Source organism: Conexibacter sp. CPCC 206217, assembly GCF_030646165.1.
Classification (GTDB): Bacteria; Actinomycetota; Thermoleophilia; order Solirubrobacterales; family Solirubrobacteraceae; genus Conexibacter.
Genome location: NZ_JAUTDO010000001.1, coordinates 129,786 through 149,831, shown reverse-complemented (window position 1 = coordinate 149,831; position 20,046 = coordinate 129,786). Strand labels below are relative to the sequence as shown.

At 72.1% G+C, this 20,046-nt stretch carries 23 protein-coding genes; 17 read left to right on the top strand and 6 right to left on the bottom strand.

Annotated features, from left to right (window positions below; genetic code table 11):
• Positions 1-114 precede the first annotated feature (114 nt).
• From Q7L65_RS00685 to Q7L65_RS00655, 8 genes are all read left to right on the top strand, one after another.
• Positions 115-423, top strand: a complete 309-nt coding sequence (locus tag Q7L65_RS00685; RefSeq protein WP_304718282.1) for a hypothetical protein — start codon at positions 115-117, stop codon at positions 421-423.
• Between the two features lie 162 nt (positions 424-585).
• Positions 586-741 (top strand): helix-turn-helix domain-containing protein, encoded by a 156-nt coding sequence (locus Q7L65_RS27630; RefSeq protein WP_370552500.1) that lies wholly within the window; start codon positions 586-588, stop codon positions 739-741.
• Positions 742-854: 113 nt separating this feature from the next.
• Positions 855-1,130, top strand: a complete 276-nt coding sequence (locus Q7L65_RS00680; RefSeq protein ID WP_304718281.1) for a type II toxin-antitoxin system Phd/YefM family antitoxin — start codon at positions 855-857, stop codon at positions 1,128-1,130.
• A complete protein-coding gene (locus tag Q7L65_RS00675) occupies positions 1,127-1,525 on the top strand; it encodes a type II toxin-antitoxin system VapC family toxin (protein WP_304718280.1) in 399 nt (132 codons plus the stop codon). Before Q7L65_RS00680 ends, Q7L65_RS00675 begins: the two co-directional genes overlap by 4 nt.
• A 222-nt stretch (positions 1,526-1,747) precedes the next feature.
• Positions 1,748-2,071: a hypothetical protein gene (locus Q7L65_RS00670; protein WP_304718279.1), complete on the top strand. Its 324-nt coding sequence runs from the start codon at positions 1,748-1,750 to the stop codon at positions 2,069-2,071.
• A gap of 396 nt (positions 2,072-2,467) precedes the next feature.
• Positions 2,468-3,223: an SDR family NAD(P)-dependent oxidoreductase gene (locus Q7L65_RS00665; RefSeq protein WP_304718278.1), complete on the top strand. Its 756-nt coding sequence runs from the start codon at positions 2,468-2,470 to the stop codon at positions 3,221-3,223.
• A gap of 142 nt (positions 3,224-3,365) precedes the next feature.
• Positions 3,366-4,430 (top strand): amidohydrolase family protein, encoded by a 1,065-nt coding sequence (locus Q7L65_RS00660; RefSeq protein WP_304718277.1) that lies wholly within the window; start codon positions 3,366-3,368, stop codon positions 4,428-4,430.
• Positions 4,427-4,843, top strand: coding sequence for a Rieske 2Fe-2S domain-containing protein (locus tag Q7L65_RS00655; protein ID WP_304718276.1), 417 nt, complete (start codon positions 4,427-4,429; stop codon positions 4,841-4,843). The genes Q7L65_RS00660 and Q7L65_RS00655 overlap by 4 nt, the downstream gene beginning before the upstream one ends.
• Here the strand turns inward: Q7L65_RS00655 and Q7L65_RS00650 are convergent.
• Positions 4,774-6,036 (bottom strand): MFS transporter, encoded by a 1,263-nt coding sequence (locus Q7L65_RS00650; RefSeq protein WP_304718275.1) that lies wholly within the window; start codon positions 6,034-6,036, stop codon positions 4,774-4,776. The two genes, Q7L65_RS00655 and Q7L65_RS00650, sit on opposite strands and share 70 nt — an antisense overlap.
• A gap of 64 nt (positions 6,037-6,100) precedes the next feature.
• Here Q7L65_RS00650 and Q7L65_RS00645 point away from each other — a divergent pair, with 64 nt between their 5' ends.
• From Q7L65_RS00645 to Q7L65_RS00610, 8 genes are read left to right on the top strand one after another with little or no spacing between them, the layout of a single operon-like run.
• Positions 6,101-7,000: an ABC transporter permease gene (locus tag Q7L65_RS00645; protein ID WP_304718274.1), complete on the top strand. Its 900-nt coding sequence runs from the start codon at positions 6,101-6,103 to the stop codon at positions 6,998-7,000.
• The gene (locus Q7L65_RS00640; RefSeq protein WP_304718273.1) at positions 6,997-7,821 is read left to right on the top strand and encodes an ABC transporter ATP-binding protein; all 825 of its coding nucleotides are present in this window, start codon (positions 6,997-6,999) and stop codon (positions 7,819-7,821) included. Before Q7L65_RS00645 ends, Q7L65_RS00640 begins: the two co-directional genes overlap by 4 nt.
• Positions 7,818-8,975, top strand: a complete 1,158-nt coding sequence (locus Q7L65_RS00635) for an amidohydrolase family protein (protein ID WP_304718272.1) — start codon at positions 7,818-7,820, stop codon at positions 8,973-8,975. The genes Q7L65_RS00640 and Q7L65_RS00635 overlap by 4 nt, the downstream gene beginning before the upstream one ends.
• Positions 8,975-10,120 carry an amidohydrolase family protein gene (locus Q7L65_RS00630; protein WP_304718271.1) on the top strand — a complete coding sequence of 382 codons (1,146 nt, stop codon included), beginning with the start codon at positions 8,975-8,977 and terminating at the stop codon, positions 10,118-10,120. Before Q7L65_RS00635 ends, Q7L65_RS00630 begins: the two co-directional genes overlap by 1 nt.
• On the top strand, positions 10,117-10,500 hold the full coding sequence (locus Q7L65_RS00625) for a nitrite reductase (NAD(P)H) small subunit (protein WP_304718270.1): 384 nt from the start codon (positions 10,117-10,119) through the stop codon (positions 10,498-10,500). Before Q7L65_RS00630 ends, Q7L65_RS00625 begins: the two co-directional genes overlap by 4 nt.
• Positions 10,497-11,714, top strand: coding sequence for a CaiB/BaiF CoA-transferase family protein (locus Q7L65_RS00620; RefSeq protein WP_304718269.1), 1,218 nt, complete (start codon positions 10,497-10,499; stop codon positions 11,712-11,714). Before Q7L65_RS00625 ends, Q7L65_RS00620 begins: the two co-directional genes overlap by 4 nt.
• Before the next feature lie 26 nt (positions 11,715-11,740).
• Entirely contained in the window at positions 11,741-12,577 is an 837-nt protein-coding gene (locus Q7L65_RS00615; RefSeq protein ID WP_304718268.1) for a CoA ester lyase, read from the top strand.
• 29 nt (positions 12,578-12,606) lie between these two features.
• Positions 12,607-13,635, top strand: a complete 1,029-nt coding sequence (locus tag Q7L65_RS00610; RefSeq protein WP_304718267.1) for a ketopantoate reductase family protein — start codon at positions 12,607-12,609, stop codon at positions 13,633-13,635.
• A gap of 138 nt (positions 13,636-13,773) precedes the next feature.
• On the opposite strand, the gene Q7L65_RS00605 is transcribed toward Q7L65_RS00610, so the two are convergent.
• The 3 genes from Q7L65_RS00605 to Q7L65_RS00595 form a co-directional block, all read right to left on the bottom strand.
• The gene (locus Q7L65_RS00605) at positions 13,774-14,847 is read right to left on the bottom strand and encodes an ABC transporter substrate-binding protein (protein WP_304718266.1); all 1,074 of its coding nucleotides are present in this window, start codon (positions 14,845-14,847) and stop codon (positions 13,774-13,776) included.
• Positions 14,847-15,113: a hypothetical protein gene (locus Q7L65_RS00600; RefSeq protein WP_304718265.1), complete on the bottom strand. Its 267-nt coding sequence runs from the start codon at positions 15,111-15,113 to the stop codon at positions 14,847-14,849. The genes Q7L65_RS00605 and Q7L65_RS00600 overlap by 1 nt, the downstream gene beginning before the upstream one ends.
• A 119-nt stretch (positions 15,114-15,232) precedes the next feature.
• Positions 15,233-16,531, bottom strand: coding sequence for an acetyl-CoA C-acyltransferase (locus Q7L65_RS00595; RefSeq protein WP_304718264.1), 1,299 nt, complete (start codon positions 16,529-16,531; stop codon positions 15,233-15,235).
• A gap of 59 nt (positions 16,532-16,590) precedes the next feature.
• Between Q7L65_RS00595 and Q7L65_RS00590 the strand changes: the two genes are divergently transcribed.
• Positions 16,591-17,643, top strand: coding sequence for an alpha-hydroxy acid oxidase (locus tag Q7L65_RS00590; protein ID WP_304718263.1), 1,053 nt, complete (start codon positions 16,591-16,593; stop codon positions 17,641-17,643).
• On the opposite strand, the gene Q7L65_RS00585 is transcribed toward Q7L65_RS00590, so the two are convergent.
• Positions 17,640-18,377 carry an enoyl-CoA hydratase/isomerase family protein gene (locus Q7L65_RS00585; protein WP_304718262.1) on the bottom strand — a complete coding sequence of 246 codons (738 nt, stop codon included), beginning with the start codon at positions 18,375-18,377 and terminating at the stop codon, positions 17,640-17,642. The genes Q7L65_RS00590 and Q7L65_RS00585 overlap by 4 nt on opposite strands.
• Positions 18,374-20,008: an AMP-binding protein gene (locus Q7L65_RS00580; protein WP_304718261.1), complete on the bottom strand. Its 1,635-nt coding sequence runs from the start codon at positions 20,006-20,008 to the stop codon at positions 18,374-18,376. Before Q7L65_RS00580 ends, Q7L65_RS00585 begins: the two co-directional genes overlap by 4 nt.
• Positions 20,009-20,046: the final 38 nt, after the last annotated feature.

Genomic DNA, 20,046 nt, shown 5'->3' with positions numbered 1-20,046 from the left:
GACGATCGCGTCGTCGAAGGAGAACTACACGCGCCTCGCCCAAGCGCTCATCGATCTCGGCGCTCGCATACTCGGCCCGCAGGGCCAACGCTCCAGATCAGTCCGAGCGCCGCGATGCTGGCCAGCAGCGACCAATGGCACCTCATCACCGCCCACAGTCCGCTCGACGTCCTCACGCTTCCCGCTCACCTCGGGTCGTTCGCCGCGATGCGCGAGCGCGCCCATGAGATCCCGCTCGGCGACGTGATCGTCCCGATCGCCCACCGCGACGATCTCATCACCCTCAAGCGCGCCGCCGGCCGCCCAAGACCTCGCCGACATCCGCCTGCTCGTAATCGCTCGACGAAAGAGGCTGATGGCCGGGCGCTCGCCCGCCGCTGGTCTGGGCGCAGATCCCAGCGGGTGTGGAGCGTCCGCATATGAGGCCGGGGCTCTCCGCAGCCGCTGACGACAGAGGAGCTCGGCGACCGGTCGACGCCGTAGCCCATCTTCCCGAGGCCCACCCGCCTCGTCAAGCAGCACTCCAAGGTCGCTACAGCACGAGCGCTGGCCCGTCGCCGCCGCTTCACGGCGCACGATCACTGCATGCTGACGATCGCTGAGACAGCCGCTCGGATCGGCCGGAGCCCCGACACTGTTCGCCGGTGGGTTCGTGAGGGTCGTCTGCCCGCTCGGCAGGTCGACGGCAGACGGGCGCCGAATTGGGTTGCTGCGCTGCATCGGTCACGCGCTGGTCGCTAGATCGACGTGCCGGACGACATGATCTCGGTGCCGTCTGCGGCGCCGGACATCGTCCGGCCCGAAATTGTGACAATCCCACAGGTATGTAGCACCTCCAGTACTACACTGCGGCCATGGAGCGCATCGGTGTTCGCGAGCTGCGTCAGCACGCCACGCGCCACCTCGCCCGTGTCAAGGCCGGGGAGACAGTTGAGGTCACGGAGCGCGGCAGATTGATCGCGCTGTTGGTGCCGCCGGATCCTGAGACGACGGCGCGGGAGCGGCTGATCGCCGCGGGTCAGATCGTGCCCGCGTCCCGTCCCTTTCAGCTTCCGGAGCCGCTCGCGTCGCCGCCCGGCGCGTGCGAGACGGGCGCTGTGCTGGACGAGCTGCGGGCCGACGGCGCGTGATCTGCCTCGATTCCTCGGCGCTGTTGACGCTGCTGCACCGAGAGGCTGAGAGCGCCGCCCTGGCCGACTGGCTCGCGGCACGCGCGAGGACCCCTGTCGTCAGCAGCGCGCTGGCGAAGGTCGAGGTGACGCGCGCCTGCCAGCGCATCAACCCCGAAGCGCTGCCGGCCGCCAAGACGCTGCTCGCCGGGCTGGACGTGATCCCGCTCAGCGGCGCCGTGATCGACGAGGCCGCAGACGTCGGCGGAACGCTGCTGCGCAGCCTCGATGCGATCCACCTCGCGAGCGCGCTCTCGATCCGCGCCGACCTGACCACCTTCATCGCCTACGACCACCGCCTCAGCGACGCGGCCGCAGCCGCCGGCCTCACGCTCGCGACGCCAGGCGTTCGGTGACCATGCGCGTCCGTCAGCCGCACCACACCGCCCGGCCCGGCGGCGGCTGACGCCGTTCAGCCACTCGGACCCTGCGAGTGGCTGAAACGGGCCGAATCGGGCCCTATCCGATCGTCTTCGGCGCTGCCGACAGCCACCAGTGGCTGTATTCCGGCGGATTGGCCTGGATCGGCGTGGATTCGCCCCGATTCGCGGTCGCTGATGCCCGCCAGCGGAGTCGAGGTGGCCGCCCTGTCAATAGGCGAGCCCCGCCAGGCGCGTCCCTTCGCGCGTGCGGGCATCAGATTGATCGTCGCCCGCCGCGGCGACGCCGCCGGCGACCCGGTCGGGCGTGCGGCGACGGCCGAGCTGCTCGCCTACGCAGACCAGGATCTCAGCGCGGGCGACGGCAAGGGCGTCGAGCGCCGGCTGCGTGCCGCCGCCAGGTTCCCGTACGTCGTGAGAGCGGCGGACGCCGCGCTCGCCGCCTTCAGATCGAACCGGCCGAGACGCGCCCACGCGCTGATCGTCAGCGCCCTGCGCCAGCTCGGCAGAGCGAGCGCCTGAGCCGATTGGCGCGCGCAGTACGCCGCAGCGCGCTGCGGTGCAACCGTCTGGCGCTGCTTTGCTGGGCGAGCAGTTCGAGCGCGTGTTGAAGGTCGTCACCGCCTGAGAGATCCGCGACGATCGGCCAGTGCTGGCCTGCCGGCACGATCGGAGCGGTCATCTCCGAGCGACCCGAGTCAGCGCTGGTCGAAGTGGTCTCCGACGCCGCTGTCGATGCGACGGGTCCGACCCGGTCCGGCGCTTCGTCGAGAAGTGCCGCGCGATCGGTGCATCGTCGGCGTGGTCCGGCGGCGGCCGCGGGCCGGGCCAGACTGCGCGCCGCGCGCTCGCCCCTCACACTTCGTGGCGAGGACACGACGGTCGCCGGACGCGGCGACAGAGGAGGAGCGCGGCGAGATGCAGCTTGACGGAGTGGTCGCATTGGTCACCGGCGGCGCGTCGGGGCTCGGGCGCGCGACGGCGATCGAGCTGGCCGGGCGCGGCGCCGACGTCGTCGTGCTCGGGTTGCCCGCCGCGCGCGAGCGGGTCGAGCGCGAGGGGCGCTTTGCGTTCGTCGCCGCCGACGTGCGCGACGAACGCGCGGTGCAGGCCGCTGTCGACGCCGCCGCCGCGCGCGGCCCGCTGCGCGTCGTCGTCAACTGCGCCGGCGTCGGGCTCACCGCGCGGATCGTGCGCAGAGGCACGCCGCACGCGCTCGCCGACTTCCAGCGCACCGTCGACGTCAACCTCGTCGGCACGTTCAACGTGATGCGCCTCGCGGTCGTGGCGATGCAGCGCAGCGAGCGGCTGAGAGACGGCGAGAACGGCGTGATCGTCAACACGGCGTCGATCGCCGCCTACGACGGGCAGATCGGCCAGGCCGCCTACGCCGCCTCCAAGGGCGGTGTCGTCGCGCTCACGTTGACCGCCGCGCGCGACCTCGCCTCCGCCGGCATCCGCGTCGTCACGATCGCGCCCGGCCTGTTCGAGACGCCGCTGTTCGGGGACCTGCCGCAGCCCACGCGCGAGGCGCTGGCGGCATCGGTCCCGCATCCGAGCCGGCTCGGGGTCCCGCACGAGTTCGCAGCGCTCGCGCGCCACATCGTCGAGAACCCGATGCTCAACGGCGAGGTGATCCGGCTCGACGCGGCCTTCCGGATGGGACCGCGCTGAGCTTCGAAGCGGCCGTCGAGTAGCGCTCCTCCCAATATCCTTGGGTATCATACTATCTTGGCCCAAAGGAATTTGGCCGCCGGAGGGTGTGAAAGCAACCCCGGCAAGGTCCGCCGTCAGGCGAGCGAGCGAGGAGGATCAGATGGCGAAGTTCGACTGCGACGTGCATCCCTACGCAGGCGAGATGAGCGCATTGCTGCCGTACATGCCGACCGCATGGGCGCGGCAGCTGGGGGAGGTCGCGCTGTCGCGGTCCGGGCGGCCGACCAACCGCTACCAGAACCCCAGCGGCGGCCTGCGCGCCGACGCCGTCCCGCCCTCCGGCGGCATCCCCGGCTCCGACGCCGCCTACGCGGCGCGGGACCTGCTCGACCGCTTCGACGTCGAGGTCGCGAACCTGATCCCGATGGAGGGGTGCGCGATGACCGGCTGGACCGATCCCGACGCCTGCGCCGTGCTCGCCTCGGCCGTCAACGACTACATGCTGGAGCACTGGGTCGGGCTCGACGACCGCTTCAAGCTGTCGGCGGTGATCAGTACCCACGACGCCCACGCCGGCGCCGCCGAGATCCGCCGCCTGGCGGGAAACCCCGGCGTGATCGGGGCGCTGCTGCCGCTGCTCGACAAGCCGATGGGCGACCGACACCACCACCCGATCTACGAGGCCGCGCAGGAGTGCGGCATGCCGATCGTGCTGCACCCGACCGGCGCCGAGGGGACCTTCACCGGCGTGCCGGCGCTCGCGGGCGGGATCCCGCGCACCTACCCCGCCTGGCACGCGCTGCTGCCGCAGATCGGCCAGTCGCACCTCGTCAGCCTCGCCTTCGACGGTGTCTTCGAGCGCTTCCCGAGACTGAGAGTGCTGTTCACCGAGTTCGGCTTCAGCTGGGTCGTCACGACGATGTGGCGGATGGACAAGGAGTGGCAGAACTTCCGCTACGAGGTGCCGTGGATCAAGCGCCCGCCGAGCGAGTACGTGCTGGAGTCGGTTCGCTTCGCGACGCAGCCGATGGACGAGCCGGCCAAGCGCGACGACCTGTGGAAGCTGATGGGCCTCAACGAGGCCGCCTCGATGCTCGTCTTCAGCTCCGACTACCCGCACTACGACAACGACGACCCCATCACGGTCGGCAAGCACATCCCGGACGCGGTCAAGGCGGCGTTCGACGACAACGCCGCGGCGCTGTTCGGGGGGCGGCTGCGATGAGCGCGCTGCACGCGCCCCGCAAGGGGCCCAGACAGCCGAGACGCCATCGCCTCGGCGCCGTCGCCGACTTCCCGCTCGGCGAATTCAGGCTGCACGAGGTCGAGGGCCGCGAGGTCGCCGTGATCCGCACCGCCAGAGGCTTCTTCGCGATCCGCAACGGCTGTCCGCACATGGGCGCGCCGCTGTGCTTCGGCAAGGTCGGCGGCACGATGCTGCCGTCGGATCCCGACGAGCTCGTCTACGGCCTCGAGGACGAGGTCGTGCGCTGCCCGTGGCACGCATGGGAGTTCCACCTCGCCACCGGCCGCGCCGTCGGCGGGATCACGAGCAAGCGCGTGATCGCCTACCCGGTCGAGACTGGCGAGGACGGCGTCTTCCTCGTCGTCGGCGGTACGCGCGTGCGCGAGGCGTAGAGCGCGAGGCTGCCCAGCAGCAGCGCGAGCGCCGCGGTCACCCCGGCCGCCGCCAGCCACGCCGTCGTCCAGGCGGCGCCGTCGTCGGAGATCACGCCGATCAGCGGCGGCACGCAGATCGAGCCGCCGTAGATGAAGAAGAACGCGATCGAGGAGGCGTGGCCGATCGTCTGGATCGGCGTCGTCTCGGTCACGAACGCGTGGAAGACGCCGTTCCAGCCGACTGCGCAGACGCCGACCAGCGCCAGCGCGATCCACACGGTCGCGCCGCTGGAGGCGAGCAGCAGCAGCAGGCACGCCGCCGAGCCGAGGCCGATCCCGCTGAGCGGCAGCGCGCGTCTGCCGAGCCGGTCGGAGGTGAGGCCCCACAGCAGCCGCCCGCAGGTGCCGAACGAGAGCGCGACGAAGTAGCCGAGGCCCGCGAGCGCGTGCGAGAGCCCCTTCTCGTCGGACAGGTAGACCGGCAGGTAGGCGAACAGCGCCAGCTGGATCCCGGCCATCGCGAAGCCGTAGACGCGCATCGTCGCGAGCATGTAGCCGGGCGGGCGCACGACCGGCGGCGGCGGCGCGGCGGCGGCCGTGGGATGGTCCGGGACGCTCGGGCGCAACCCCCAGGCGGCGACCAGCACGCACGCGACGGCCGGCACCGCGAGCGCCGGTCGCCACGAGGTGAGGCTCGCCAGCGGCGGCAGCACGAGCGCCGCGGCGGAGCCGCCGAGCGTCACGCCGGTCTGCTTGATGCTCATCCCGAAGCCGCGGCGCCGCTTCGGCAGGCCGGCGCTCGCGAGCGCGTTGGTGGCCGGGTTCAGCAGCCCGTAGGCGAGGCCGACCGCCGCGACGCCGGCGTAGACGACGGCGACGTGCGGCGCGAGCGCGACGAGCACGACGGCAGCGGCGCCGGCCAGCTGCGCGATCGTCAGCGTTCGGCGCGCGCCGATGCGGTCGGTCAGCCTCCCCGACGGGACCGACACGAGCGCGGCGGCCGCGAAGACGGTCGAGACGAGCAGGCCGATCGCGGTCGTCGAGAGGTCGAACGTCTCCTGGATCTGCGGGCTGAGCGCAGTCACGCCGAGGCTCGCCATGTTGACGGCGCCCATGCCGGCGGTCGCCAGCAGCAGCTCCTCGCGCGTGCGCGTGTGCATGAGCGCGGCGCGCCGGCCTCTGGCTCTCTCCCCGGCCAAAATTACTTTCACCCCCAACTATTGTAGCGCCGATGATTGCAACCTACTATGGTTTGCGCCATGAGGAGAGAACGTCATGCCTAGCCATACCCAGGCCGCAGGTCGCATCGATCCCGGTCGCGTCGATCACGGCACGTCGACGCCGCCAGCCGAGGCCTCAGCCCAACACGTGCCGCTCTCAGCACCGCGACGGAGGCAGCAGTGGTGGCAGTCGCAGCGGCTGCTCGGCGTCATCTCGATCCTCTTCGTGCTGGCCGCCTGGGAGATCGTCGGGCAGTTCTTCGTCACCAACGCGGCGTTCTTCGTGCCGGTCTCCGACGTCGCCAGCGACCTGTGGGAGTGGATCACCAGCGGCGACATCCTGTCGGCGCTCTCGACGAGCGCGCAGGAGTTCGCGATCGGCTTCGGCCTCGCGTGCGTGATCGGGCTCGCGCTCGGCTTCGCGATGGGCCTCTCGCGCACCGTCTGGGGCCTGCTGAACCCGCTCGTCTCCGCGCTCAACGCGACGCCGCTGCTGGCGCTGACCCCGCTCTTCATCATCTGGTTCGGGATCGGGATCACCTCGAAGGCGCTGATGATCATGTTCATCGCGTCGTTCCCGATCATCATCAACACGGCCGCGGGCACGCGCGAGGTCGAGCAGGCGCACCTCGACGCCGCCCGCTCCTTCGGCGCCAGCCAGTGGCAGCTGATCACGAAGGTGCGGCTGCCCTCGGCGCTGTCGTTCATCATCGCGGGCCTGCGGATGGCCGTCGCGAGAGCGCTCGTCGGCATCTTCGTCGTCGAGCTGTTCGGCTCGCTCGACGGGATCGGCTTCGCGATCTCCAACGCCGCGACCGTCTTCGACACGCCGCGCGTCTTCGCCGGCATCGTGCTGCTGTCCGGCCTCGGCGTGATCGCCTCGATCGCGCTCACCAAGCTGGAGCAGACCGTCGCGCCGTGGCGCGTCCAACGCGACAAGGGGAAGGGACAATGAGCAGCACGACCATCCAGCGCGTCGTCGTCGACCACGTCTCGCGCCAGTTCGGCTACGAGGAGGAGGCGGTCCTCGCGATCGACGACGTCAGCCTCTCCGCCGCGCCCGGCGAGTTCGTCTCGCTGCTGGGCCCCAGCGGCTGCGGCAAGTCGAGCCTGCTGAAGATCATCGACGGGCTCGACCGCGCCAGCGCCGGCCGCGTGCTCGTCAACGACAAGGAGGTGACGGGGCCGCGCACCGACGTCGGCTTCGTCTTCCAGAACGACTCGCTGCTGCCGTGGCGGACCGTCCGCAGCAACATCCTGATGGGCGCCGAGTTCACCGGCAGCGACATGAGAGCGGCCCGGCAGGAGGCCGACGAGCTGCTGCGGCTGACGGGGCTGCAGCAGTTCGCCGACCGCTACCCGCACCAGCTCTCCGGCGGCATGCGCCAGCGCGCGAACCTCGCGCGGGCGCTGCTCGTCGACCCTGAGATCCTGCTGATGGACGAGCCGTTCGGCGCGCTCGACGCGCAGACGCGCGAGCTGATGCAGGCCGAGCTGCTGCGCATCTGGGAGCTGCGCAAGAAGACCGTCCTGTTCGTGACGCACCAGATCGAGGAGGCGGTCTACCTGTCCGATCGCGTGCTGCTGATGTCGGCCCGGCCGGGCCGCATCGCCGCCGAGTACGTGATCGACCTGCCGCGCCCGCGGCAGCTGGAGATCCGCCACACCGACGAGTTCACCGCCCAGGTCCATGTCATCTGGGAGCGGCTGCGCGACGAGGTGCTGGAGACGTTCCGCGCCGAGACGCAGGCGCAGGCCCAGGAGGCTGTCGCATGATCGACGCGCTTGCGTTCCACGAGTGGCCGTCGACGGCGACGCTCGCCGACTACCTCGACTCCGGCTGGCGCGAGATCGTGATGCGCCCGGGCGACCGCGGCGGCCCGATCCAGGTCCGCTCGCAGTGGCTCTACCGCAACCCGCTCGGCGCCAAGCAGGCCGACGCGTGGCCGGCGGAGGGCGTGCCCGGCAGCGACCTCGCGACGCTGCGCGCGCAGCTGCTCGACCACGAGGGCGCCGAGCGCGTCGTGCTCGGCTACGAGGAGGGGCTGCTGGCGATGGGCGTCAGCCACTACCACCTCGCGCGCGCGGTCGGGCGCGCCGCCAACCAGTGGACGATCGCGGAGTGGCTGGAGCGCGACGAGCGCCTGCACGGCCTCGTGCTGATCTGCAGCGCCGTCCCCGAGGACGCCGCCGCCGACGTGCGCGAGTACGGCAGACACGAGCGGATGGTCGGCGTCGCGATGGGCGTCAACGGGCTCGGACGCCCGTTCGGCCATGCCGCCTACCTGCCGATCTACGAGGCGGCGGCCGAGCTGGACCTGCCGATCGTGCTGCAGATCGGCAGCGACGGGGTCTCCGCGCTCGACAGCACCCCGGTCGCGGGCGGGCTGCCGGCGACCTACGGCGAGTACGCGGCATGGGGCGTGCAGGCGCTCACCGGCCACATCGGCAGCATGATCACGCAGGGGCTGTTCGACCGCTTCCCGAACCTGCGCGTGATGGTCGCGGGCGGCGGCGCCACGTGGGTGGCGGCGTACCTCTGGCGGCTCGACTTCTGGTTCAAGACGAACTCGAAGGAGGTGCCCTGGCTGCTGCGGCCGCCGTCGGAGGTCTTCCTCGAGCGCGTGCGGCTCGGGACGCTGTCGCTGGAGTCGCCCAGACAGCCGGAGCGGCTGGCGACGGCGCTCGGCACGGTCGCGGGCTTCGACGAGCTGCTGATGTACACGAGCGGCTATCCCAGCTCGATCGCGGAGCCGCCCGCGGCGATCCGCGCGCGGCTGCCCGAGGGGTGGCACGAGCGGGTCTTCGGCGCCAACGCCGACGAGTTCTTCCGCTGGCCGGGACGCGCGCGCCGCGCCGGCGCCGGACCCGACGCCGGCGCAGCGACCGCGACCGCCGCCGCCCAGACCACGAGCGAGAAGGGAGCCTGATGGCTCGCTACGACGGACCGATCGTGGACCTCGACGTCCACCACCGCCCCAAGAGCGACAAGGAGATCCTCGACTACCTGCCCGCGCCGTGGCGCGAGTACGCGACCGCGGATCCCCACTCCCTGCAGCCGATGGAGCCGCCGTCTACGACCGGCGCGGCGATGCTCAGCAACTCTGCGCGCCGTGCCGACGCGTTCCCGCCCGAGGGCGGGCTGCCCGGCTCCAGCTTCGAGATGATGCGCGAGCAGCTGCTGGACCGCCACAACTACTTCCGCGCGGTCCTCACGCACGACGTCGGCGACTTCGCGACGCACCTCAATCCGTACCTGTCGGCGGCCGTCTGCCGCGCGATGAACGACTGGAACATCGAGCAGTGGCTGACACGCGACGACCGCCTCGCCGGCCTCGTCGTCGCGCCGTTCGGGATGCCGGAGCTGGCCGCGCAGGAGATCCGCCGCGTCGGCGACCACTCGCAGATGGTCGGGGTGCTGCTCGCCGGCTCGCCGCTGGGACGCCCGTTCGGCGATCCGATCTACCACCCGATCTATGCCGCCGCCGCCGAGATGGGGCTGGCGCTGTCGATCCACCCGGCCGGCTCGGACCGCCCGAACGTCTCGATGCGCGCCGTGCCCGGGCCGTTCATGACGGTCGTCGAGTTCACCTCGCTGCAGAGCCAGCAGGCGGCGCACCACATCTCCAGCTTCATCGTCCACGGGGTGTTCGAGAAGTTCCCCGACATCCACCTCGTCGTGAAGGAGTACGGGATCGCCTGGCTGCCGGGCGCGATCTGGCGGCTGGACCAGCACGCCCACTACCTCAGACTCGAATCGCCGTGGGTCAGACGCTGGCCGAGCGAGTACATCCACGACTACGTCAAGCTGGCGACGCAGCCGATCGAGAAGAGCCACGACGCCTCCGACGGCCTCGCGACGCTGCTGCAGACGGTCGACGGGATGGACGACATCCTCTGCTTCTCGACCGACTACCCGCACATCACGTTCGACGACCCGGACTACGTCGCGCGCCAGCTGCCGCACGGCTGGGAGCGCAAGGTCTTCTGCGACAACGCCTGCGCCGCCTACGGCTGGGACCCGCCGAAGCCGGCGCCGCCCGGGCCGGCCGCGACGGCGGCGGTGGGCGGATGAGCGGGCTGGTCGACGTCTGCGCGCTGGACGAGCTGGAGGAGGGCGTTCCCGCCGTCAAGCGCGCCGGCAACCGCGAGCTCGTGCTGGCGCGCTGGCGCGGCGAGGTGTTCGCGCTGCGCAACGTCTGCCCGCACCAGTCGCAGTCGTTCATGTGCGGCAACGTGCACCCGAGACTGCGCGGCAGCTCGGCGCCCGGCGGCCTGATCGCCGACGCCGCCGACCCGGTGCTCGCGTGCCCGTGGCACACGTGGGAGTTCCGCCTGCAGGACGGCCGCTGCACGACCGACCCGCAGCTGCGCGTGGCAACCTACCCGGTCGGCGTCGAGAACGGGCGCGTGCTCGTCGACCTGCGGCCCAAGCGCGCGAGGGTCGCCGCATGAGCGCGACGCTGCCGCCGCTGCTGGCGGGCATGCGCGTGCTCGACCTGACGCACGTGCTCGCCGGCCCGTACTGCACGATGATGCTCGCCGACCTCGGCGCCGACGTCGTCAAGGTCGAGCGGCCCGGGACCGGCGAGTCGGCGCGCACGCGCGGGCCGGCCGCCGTCGGCGCGGACGGCACCTCGGTGCCGACCGGCTTCCTCGGCCCCAACCGCAACAAGCGCAGTCTGACGCTCGACCTCAAGCAGCCGGAGGCGAAGCAGATCATCGCCCGGCTGCTGCCGGAGTTCGACCTCGTCGTCGAGAACATGTCGGCCGGGACGATGGACAAGCTCGGGCTCGGCTACGACGTGCTCGCCGCCGCCAACCCGTCGATCGTGCTCGCGTCGATCAGCGGCTACGGCCAGCCCGGCACCTCGCCGTACTGGCGCCAGCCGTCCTACGGGCAGATCGCGGAGGCGCTCAGCGGCTTCTCCAGCCGCACCGCCGGCGCCGACTCGCCGCCGGTCTTCACCGGGCTCGGCCTCAGCGACATCATCACCGGCACGTACGCCGCCTTCGGCGCGCTCGCCGCCGTGATGCACGCGCGCGCGACGGGGAGGGGGTCGCACGTCGACGTCGCGCAGTTCGACTGCCTCGTCTCGCAGCTGGAGCGGCTGCTGCTGTACCTCGACGTGCAGGGCGTCGAGGTACCGCCGGGCAACGAGCGCGCGTGGCTGCCGACGGGCGTGCTGACGACGACCGACGGCCACGTCATGTACGCCGCGATCTCGGAGCGCTTCTTCCATCTGATCGCGGGGATCGTCGGCAGACCCGAGCTGCCGACCGACCCGCGGCTGGCCGACACCGCGCAGCGGGAGGCGAACCTGCCGGACGTGTTCCTGCCGGTCGTGCGCGAGTGGGCGCGCGACAAGTCGACCGCCGAGGTGCTCGCGATGCTCACCGAGGCCGGCGTGCCGGTCGCGCCGGTGCGCGGGATCGCCGACGTGCTCGCCGACGACAACCTGACCGCGCGCGGGATGTACGTCCAGGTCGAGCACGAGGGCTTCGGCCCGGCGCCGTACATCGGCAACCCGGTCAAGGTCGGCGGCGCGATGCTGCCGCCGCTGCGCTCGGCGCCGCCGCTCGGCCGCGACACCGACAGCGTGTTGAAGGCGCTGGCTGACGCCAGCGAAGACGATCTCGCCGGCTGGCGAGCGCAAGGAGTGATCTAGTGGTTCTCGACCGTCCGATGCGGAGCATGCTGTACGTGCCCGGCAACCGCTCCGAGTGGGTCCGCAAGGCCGCCAAGTACGGCGCCGACGCGGTCGTGATCGACTTCGAGGACTCGGTCCCCGACGAGGAGGTGCCGGCCGCGCGCGAGGCGCTCGCGGAGAACGCGCAGGCGCTGCGCGACGCGGGGCAGTCGATCATCGTGCTGCGGCCCAACGAGGTCCAGCGCGGTGGGCTGCTCGACGTCGCCGCGGCGGCCGCGGCGCCGGCCGTCGACCTGCTGATGGTCCCGAAGTCGACCGTCGACGTGATCAAGGTGGTCGATCGCACGCTCGACGAGCTCGGCTGCGAGCTGCCGCTGCTGCCGATCATCGAGACGCCGGAGGCGATGGTCACCGCCTACGAGCTGGGCCGCGCCAGCCGCCGCAACATCGGCTTCTGGGCCGGCAGCGGGGCGAGAAACGGCGATCCCCATCGCTTCCTCGGCTTCGACTGGTCGGTCGAGGGCCAGGAGACGCTGTTCCTGCGCTCCAAGCTGCTGCTCGACGCGCGCGCCAACGGCTTCGAGCACATCATCGGCGGCGCCTGGGTCGACCTCGATGACAAGGACGGCCTGTGCAAGCACGTCGAGAGCTACCGCGTGCTCGGCTACACCGGCTACGTCGCGATCCACCCCGGTCAGGTCGAGCCGATCCACGAGACGCTGCGCCCGAGCGAGGAGGAGATCGCCTATGCGCGCGAGGCGATCGAGACGATGCGCCGCGCCGAGCAGCAGGGCCAGGGCGCGATCCGCATGGGCAGCGACATGATCGACTACGCCACCGTGCGCATGGCCGAGCGCGTGCTCGCGCTCGCCGAGCGCTAGAGAGCGGGGCGCAGACGGTGCCGGCAGGGATGTCCGGCACGGCAGCCGGCGCGCCTGCGCCGCGGCGGGTGACCGTCGTCGGCGCGGGGGCGCTGGGCTGCCTCTACGCGGCGCGGCTGAGCGAGGCCGGCGTCGAGACGTGGCTGCTGGACCATCGTGCCGAGACGGTCGCGGCGCTGCGACGGCGCGGGATCGTGCTGCACGAGCGCGAACGGCGCCGCACGGTCGCGGTGCAGGCGAGCGCCGATCCCGGCGCGGTGCCGCCGAGTGGGCTGGCGCTGCTGCTCGTCAAGTCGCCGGCGCTGCCGGCCGCGGCGGCCGCGACCGCGCGGCTGCTGGCGCCCGACGGCTGGGCGCTGCCGCTGCAGAACGGGCTCGGCCACGCCGAGACGGTCGCCGCCGCGGTCGGGCCGCATCGGACGCTGCGCGGGATCACCTACGCCGGCTCGGTGCGCGTCGCGCGCGGTGAGATCCGGCCGGTCGAGGACGGGCCGCTGCTGTTCGGCGCCTTCGAGGCGGATGCGCGGTCGCGGGCGGTTTCGGCGGATGCGCCGCCGGCGGCGTCTGCGGCGGACACCCCGCCGGCGGCGTTTGCGGGTGTCGTCGCGGTGCTGGAGCGGGCCGGGCTGCAGCCGCGCGTCGTCGCCGATCCGGGGCTCGCGATCTGGGAGAAGACGGCGATCGCGTGCTCGCTCAACCCCTTGACCGCCTTGCTGCGGGTGCGGCTCGGCGGGATCTCGGCGTCGCCGTCGGCGAGCGCGCTTGCGCGCGAGCTGATCGCGGAGGCGGTCGCGGTCGCGGCGGCGGCCAGCGTGGCGCTCGACCTGGACGCGCTGCTGGAACGTCAGGCGCGGCTGTGCGCGCAGATGGGCGACACGGTCCCGTCGATGCTGCAGGACGTGCTCGCCGGCCGCCCGACCGAGGTCGAGGGCCACAACGGCGCGCTCGTTGCGCTCGCCGACGAGCATGGCGTGCCGGTGCCGGCGCAGCGCGGCGTGCTGGCGCTGATGCGAGCGGTCGAGCAGTCCGGGGCGCAGCGCGTCGCGCGCAGCGGGTGAACGTGTCGGTGGGGCGGCGCGTCGTGCGGCTGCCCGGTGGCGGCGCGAATCCCTCCCGAACGCACGAGGGGCGGGCCTTTCGGCCTGCCCCTCGTGGTCGTGGGTGGTGGACGAGGTTGTGCGCGCGCCGCGGGCGACTCAGTTGACGCCGGCCGCTCTCAGGTAGGCCGGGTCGATGTATCTGTCGTCGCTGCGCTCGGTTCTCTGGCCCGTCGTCGTGTTCATCGCGTCGTAGACGGCGGCCATCGCTCTCGGGTCTATCTGGGCCGACGGCGACATCGTTCTGAATCTGTTGAACATCGCGTCGTACGATCTCTCGGCGATCGCTCTCGGCACTCTCGCGACGTCCGCGAAGGCGTCGATCGCGGCGTCCTTGTTGGCCGGGTCATACAGCCAGTCATGCGCCTGCTGGATCGAGGTGACGAACGCGATCACCGCCGACGGGTTCTTCTTCGCGAAGTCCTCGTTCACCGCGTGCGTGGTGATCTGGTACGGGTAGACGGCGTCGACCGTGTTGCCGAGCGAGTGGAAGTCGCCGGTCTCGATCGCGGTGTAGTTCGCCGGGTCCGCCAGCAGCGCGGCGTCGACCGCGCCCGACTGCAGCGCGGCGAGCCGCTGCGGCGTCGCGGCGGCCGGCACGTAGGTGACGTCCTTGGGCGTCAGCCCGTGCTTGGCCAGCAGCGCGTTGAGCAGGACCGTGCTGCCGGAGCCGGGGTCGGCGATCCCGACCTTCTTGCCCTTCAGCTGCTCCCAGTCGCCGATCGAGTTCTTCGCGACGAGGTCGTAGGATCCGTACGCCTCGCTGGCGACGATCTTCAGCGGCGCGCCTCTGTCCTCGGCGTTGATCAGCGTGTCGGTCGCGACCGAGACGAAGTCGGTGCTGCCGCCGGAGGCGGCCGAGACGAGGTCGCCCGGGGTCGAGACCGCGACGAACGTCGGCGTCAGGTTGTTGTCTCTGAAGATCCCCGCTCTGTCGGCGGCGATCAGGTCCCAGTAGAGGTTGATGCCGAGGCCGGTCACGCCGAGTCTCACCGGCGTCGCCGAGTCGGGCTTTCTCGCCGCTCTGGAGAGGTCGGCCGAGGCGGTCGTGCCGCCGTCGGAGGAGGACGAGGACCCGCAGCCGGCAACGGCCAGCGCCGCCGCGCAGGCGAGCGCGACGAGGGCCGCGACACCGCGTCGGGAGTTCAACAACGTTCGGAGCGTCATGGGCATCAAGCAGTTCCTCGGTTGCGCGGCCGGGCACCCTCGCCCGGGTAGCTGATCTGCACCTGCAGGCCGATTCCGGCGCGCTGCAGTGCCTGGTCGAGCATGCGATGGAGGACGGGCTTCGGGCTGAGGCAGTCCTCGCACGCCCCGCTGCCGGCTTCGACGTCGAAGCGCAGCGTCTCGGCCTGCACCTCGTAGCGCGCGACGTAGCCGTCGAGCGTGAGCGTGCGACAGACGTCGCCGATGGCGGCCTCGACCGCGGTACGCGACACGACTTGCACCACACAAGCCTCCTTTCTCTCCTCGTTCTCCCCGCATCAGAGGCCCTTGAACAGAGATCCTCTGATGTCCGACTATTTATACCCCGAAGGGAATGTGCACGTCAAGTGACTCAGGCGGCTTCCAGTACCAATGCCGCGCCACGTGAGCCGCCGGCGCAGATCCCGATCGCCGCGTAGCGTCCGCCGCGCCGCCGCAGCTCGTTGGCGCTCTGCGTGATCAGCCGGCCGCCGGTCGCTCCGAACGGGTGGCCGAGCGCGACCGAGCCGCCGTTGACGTTGAGGATCGCGTCGGGCACCTCGCCGAGCCGGCGCTCGCCGGGCAGGTGGCGCTGCGCGAACTCCTCGGAGGCCATCGCCCGCAGGTTGCTCAGGACCTGGCCGGAGAACGCCTCGTGGAGATCGAGCAGGTCGAGCTGCGCGACAGTCAGGCCGGCGCGCCCGAGCGCCTCGTTGAGCGCGAAGACGGGCCCGATCAGCGCCCCGAGCGCCGGGTCCTGACCGGTGAACGACCAGGCGCGCAGAAACGCCAGCGGCGTGCGGCCGGAGCGCTCCAGCGCCCGCTCGCTCATCAGCAGCACGGCGGAGGCGCCGTCGGTCAGCGGCGAAGCGCTGCCGGCCGTCAGCAGGCCGTCGGGGCGGACCGCGCGCAGTCTCGCGAGCAGCTCCGGCGAGCTGTCGGGCCGCACGAGGTTGTCCTCGCGCACGACCTCGCCGTCGGCCAGCGTGACGGGGACGATCTCCTGCTCGATGCGCCCGTCCGCCCAGGCGGCCGCGGCGCGCTTGTGGCTGCGCGTCGCGAACGCGTCGGCGTCCTGACGCGAGACGCCCCACTCGACCATCATCTCCTCGGCGTGGTCGAGCAGCGTGCGGCCGCTGTAGGGCTCGGTCACTGACGGCGGCGCCGGCAGCAGGTCTCTCAGCGTCACGTCGAGCAGCGCCCCGACGTCGCCGCGCGCGCCGACGAGCGCCTCGCGGGCGGAGTCGCCCAGCTCCAGCGGGCGCTGCGAGAGCGACTCGGCGCCGCCCGTGATCGCGACCTGGTGCTCTCCCGTCAGCAGCTGGTAGGCGGCGTCGACGGTCGTGCGCGCGCCGGTCGCGCAGGCGCACTCGGCCGAGTGGCCGTCGACGCCGTCCCAGCCGAGCGCCATCGCGGTCTGGCGGCCGAGGTAGGGCACCGCGAGCGGGACGTAGACGGAGCCGAGCACGACAGAGGTCGCCTCGCCGGCGGCCAGCTCGTTGCGCTCGACGACGCCGCGGACGGCCTGCTCGGCCAGCTCCAGGTGGGTGAGCCCGGCGAACTGCGTGCCGATCTTCTGAAACGGCGTGCGGCAGCCGTCGACAATCGCGACACGCCCGTTCACGCCGCTGCCGGACGTGGTTGCAGCTCCATTCCCAACGCTTGTGTTCATATCGGCATTATATCGCCCATCAAATGTTTGTATCTCCAATGATCTTTTGAGGAGCTGTCATGGAACGCCCTGTCTGGCACACGCTCGCCGACGCCGGCGAGGCCGCCCGCGCCGCGCTCTCCGCGGCCGACTGGGACCACCTCATGACCGGTGCGGAGGAGGAGGCGTCCAACCGCATCGCGCGCGCCGCCTTCGAGCGCTGGAGCTTCCTGCCGCGTGTGCTGCGGAGCGTGCCGAGACCGGCGCTGGCGACGCGGCTGGCGGGCGTCGAGCTGGCGCTGCCGCTGCTGGTCGCGCCGGTCGGCACGCACGCGCTGTTCCATCCCGACGCGGAGCCGGCGACGGTCGCGGGCGCCGCCGCCGCGGGCGCGCTGCCCGTGATCAGCACGATGTCGAGCGTCGCGTTCGCGACCGCCGGGGCCGGCGGGGCGCCGTGGCTGATCCAGCTGTACCCGTTCGAGGACCGCGGGCTCGTGCGCGAGATCGCGCACGAGGCGATCGCGGCCGGCGCGCGCGGGGCGGTGCTGACGGCCGACGTGCCGGTGCTGGGCCGGCGCGTGCGCGACCGGCGGCGCGGCTTCCGCTCCGGCGTCGACGCGCGGCCGTACCTGCAGCAGGAGCTGTCGCGGCGCGGGCTGGCGAGCTTCTGGGAGGGCTGGTCGGCCGAATACCGCTGGGACGACGTCGCGGCGCTGGCGCAGGAGCTGCCGGTGCCGCTGATCGTCAAGGGCCTGCTGCATCCGACCGACGCGCGGCTGGCGCACGAGGCCGGCGCGGTCGCCGTCTGGGTCTCGGCGCACGGCGGCCGCCAGCTCGATCACGCGATCGCGCCGCTCGACGCGCTGCCGGCGATCGCCGCCGAGCTGGACGGCGCGCTGCCGGTCGTGTTCGACGGCGAGGTCCGCTCCGGCGCCGACGTCGCGAAGGCGCTCGCGCTCGGTGCCGACGCGGTCGCGCTCGGCCGCCCCGCGATCTGGGGCCTCGCTGCGGCCGGAGGCGACGGCGTGACGGCGGTGCTGGAGCTGGTCGCCGCGCAGTTGGAGAGCGTCGCCGCGCTGGTGGGGGTCGGCGCGGTGGGGGAGCTGGGGCGCGAGCATCTGCACCGCATCTAGGCTCCCCGTACGCTCGCCTCCTGGCTGAGCGAGTCGACGAAGCGGTCACGGGCGATCAGCTCGACGGCGCGGTTGCGCTCGGCCAGCAGGGAGGAGCCGAGGTGGGGGCTGCTGGCGCCGCGGATCGCCGCCTTCGCCTCGCGCAGCCCGGCCGGTCGCTCGAGCCCGAGCAGCGCGAGCGCGTCGTCGCACTCCCCGACCGCCTGGGCGATCCCCAGCCGCTCGGCCGTCGCCGCGTCGACGCGCTGCGCGGAGCCGAGCAGCATCGTCGCGTTGGCGGCGCCGACGAGCGCCGTCAGCCAGACCGCGGTGATGTTGAGCCCGTAGCGCGAGGAGGGGAACTGCAGCCACGCCGACGGCGCCAGCACGCGCAGGTCGCAGGCGCACGCGAGGTGGGCGCCGCCGCCGGTCGCGTAGCCGTCGACGACCGCGACGCTGAGCGCCGGGTGATTCCACAGCTCGACGCAGCAGTCGCCGAACGCGGCCATCGCCTGCTGGCGCTCGGCCGGCGCCAGGGCAACCATCTCGCGCGAGTCGGCGCCGCCGCAGAACGAGCGCCCGCCGGCGCCTCGCACGACGATCAGCTCGACCTCGCCCGGCAGCGCCGCAAGCGCCGCCCGCAGCTCCGCGACGGCCGCGCGGTCGAGCGCGTTGCCGCTGCGGGGGCGGTCGATCGTCAGCGTCGCGACCGCCCCGTCGCGCGCGATCCGGATCGCGCCCGCCGCGCTGCTCATCGCTCGCTCGCGGCGGTCGTCAGCAGCTCGCGCGCCAGCGCGCGCAGCTCGGCCTTTCTGATCTTGCCCGACGGCGTCTTCGGCAGCTCGCGCACGAGGTGGACGTCGCGCGGGATCGCGAATCTCGGCAGCCGATGCTCGCACCAGTCGCGCAGCTCGGCGATCTCCACGGCGCCCTCGGCGGTCGCGACGACGAAGACCGCGATCTCGTCCTCGCCGCCCTCGTCGGCCGGCGCCGCGACGGCCGCGCACTCGATCACCGCGACGTGCTCGAGCACGGTCTGCTCGAGCTCGTAGGAGCTGATGTTCTCGCCGCGGCGGCGGATCGTGTCGTTGAGGCGGTCGACGAAGTAGAACCAGCCGTCGGCGTCGCGTCTGACGCCGTCGCCGGTGTGGAACCAGAAGTTGCGGTAGGCGTCGACGGTGCGCTCCGGCATGCGGTAGTAGCCCGAATTCATCAGCCACGGCTGCTTGGAGCGCACCAGCAGCTCGCCGACCTCGCCGGGCGGCAGCTCCTCGTCGGTCTGCGGGTCGACGATCCGGACCTCGTACCAGTCCTCCACGAGCAGCCCGCACGATCCCGCCGGGTAGGGCTGGCCGTACGGCGTCAGCATCGGCATCGAGACCTCGGTCATGCCGTAGGACTCGACGAACACGTCGATCCCGAAGCGCTGCTTGAACTGATCGACGATCTGCGTCGCAGTCGGGATCGCGAAGACGCAGCGCAGCGGGTTGTCGGCGTCCTGCGCCGTCGGCGCCGCCTTCCAGACGAAGTCCATCATCACGCCGATCAGGTTCGTGACGGTGACCTGGCTCTCGCGCAGCCACGCCGACCAGCGGCTGGCGCTGAAGCGCTCGCGCAGCACGAAGCGGCCGCCCGCGATCAGGATCGGATATGCGGCGAGGAACTGCGAGTTGCCGTGGAACATCGGGCCGACCGCCATGTAGGCGTCCGCGTCGGTGAGGCGCGTCAGCGCGCGCAGCTCGTCGGCGAAGAAGGCCATCTGCATGTGCGACATGACGACACCCTTGGAGGGGCCGGTCGTGCCGGAGGTGAAGAAGATCGCGCATGGCTTGCGCACGTCGATCGTGGGCAGCTCGGAGTCGCCGCCGGCGTGGGCCGCGGTGAACAGGTCGGCCTGCCAGCCCGCGTCGCGCAGCAGCGCGATGGCCGCGTCGGCGCCCTCGGCGGCGGTCACGTAGATGCGCCGCAGGGCGCCGCAGGCGGAGCGGCTCTCGATCAGCCGCTCGGCGAACTCGGGGTCGATCACGTACGCGGTCGCGTCGACCGTGCCGAGCTGGTGCTCGAGGAAGCTGCCGCGGTAGGCGGTGTTGATCGGGACCTCGACGAGCCCGCCGACGGCAGCCGCGACCCACGCGAAGACGACCTCCGGCCGATTGGCGCACATGATCACGAGCCGGTCGCCGGCCTCGATCTCGTTGGCGAGCAGGTGCCGGGCGATCCGCTCGCTGGTGCCGAGCAGCTCGGCGTAGGTCCAGCGCTCGCCCGTCAGCGGGAAGTCGAGCGCGACGCGGTCGCCGTGCGTCTGTGCGCGCTCGCGCAGGACGTGCGCCAGCGACCACGTGTCGCGGTCGGGGAACGTCGGGGTGAACTCGTCATAGACACGCATCGTCGGAAATCGCTCCAGGAATCGTAGCTCTTGCATGG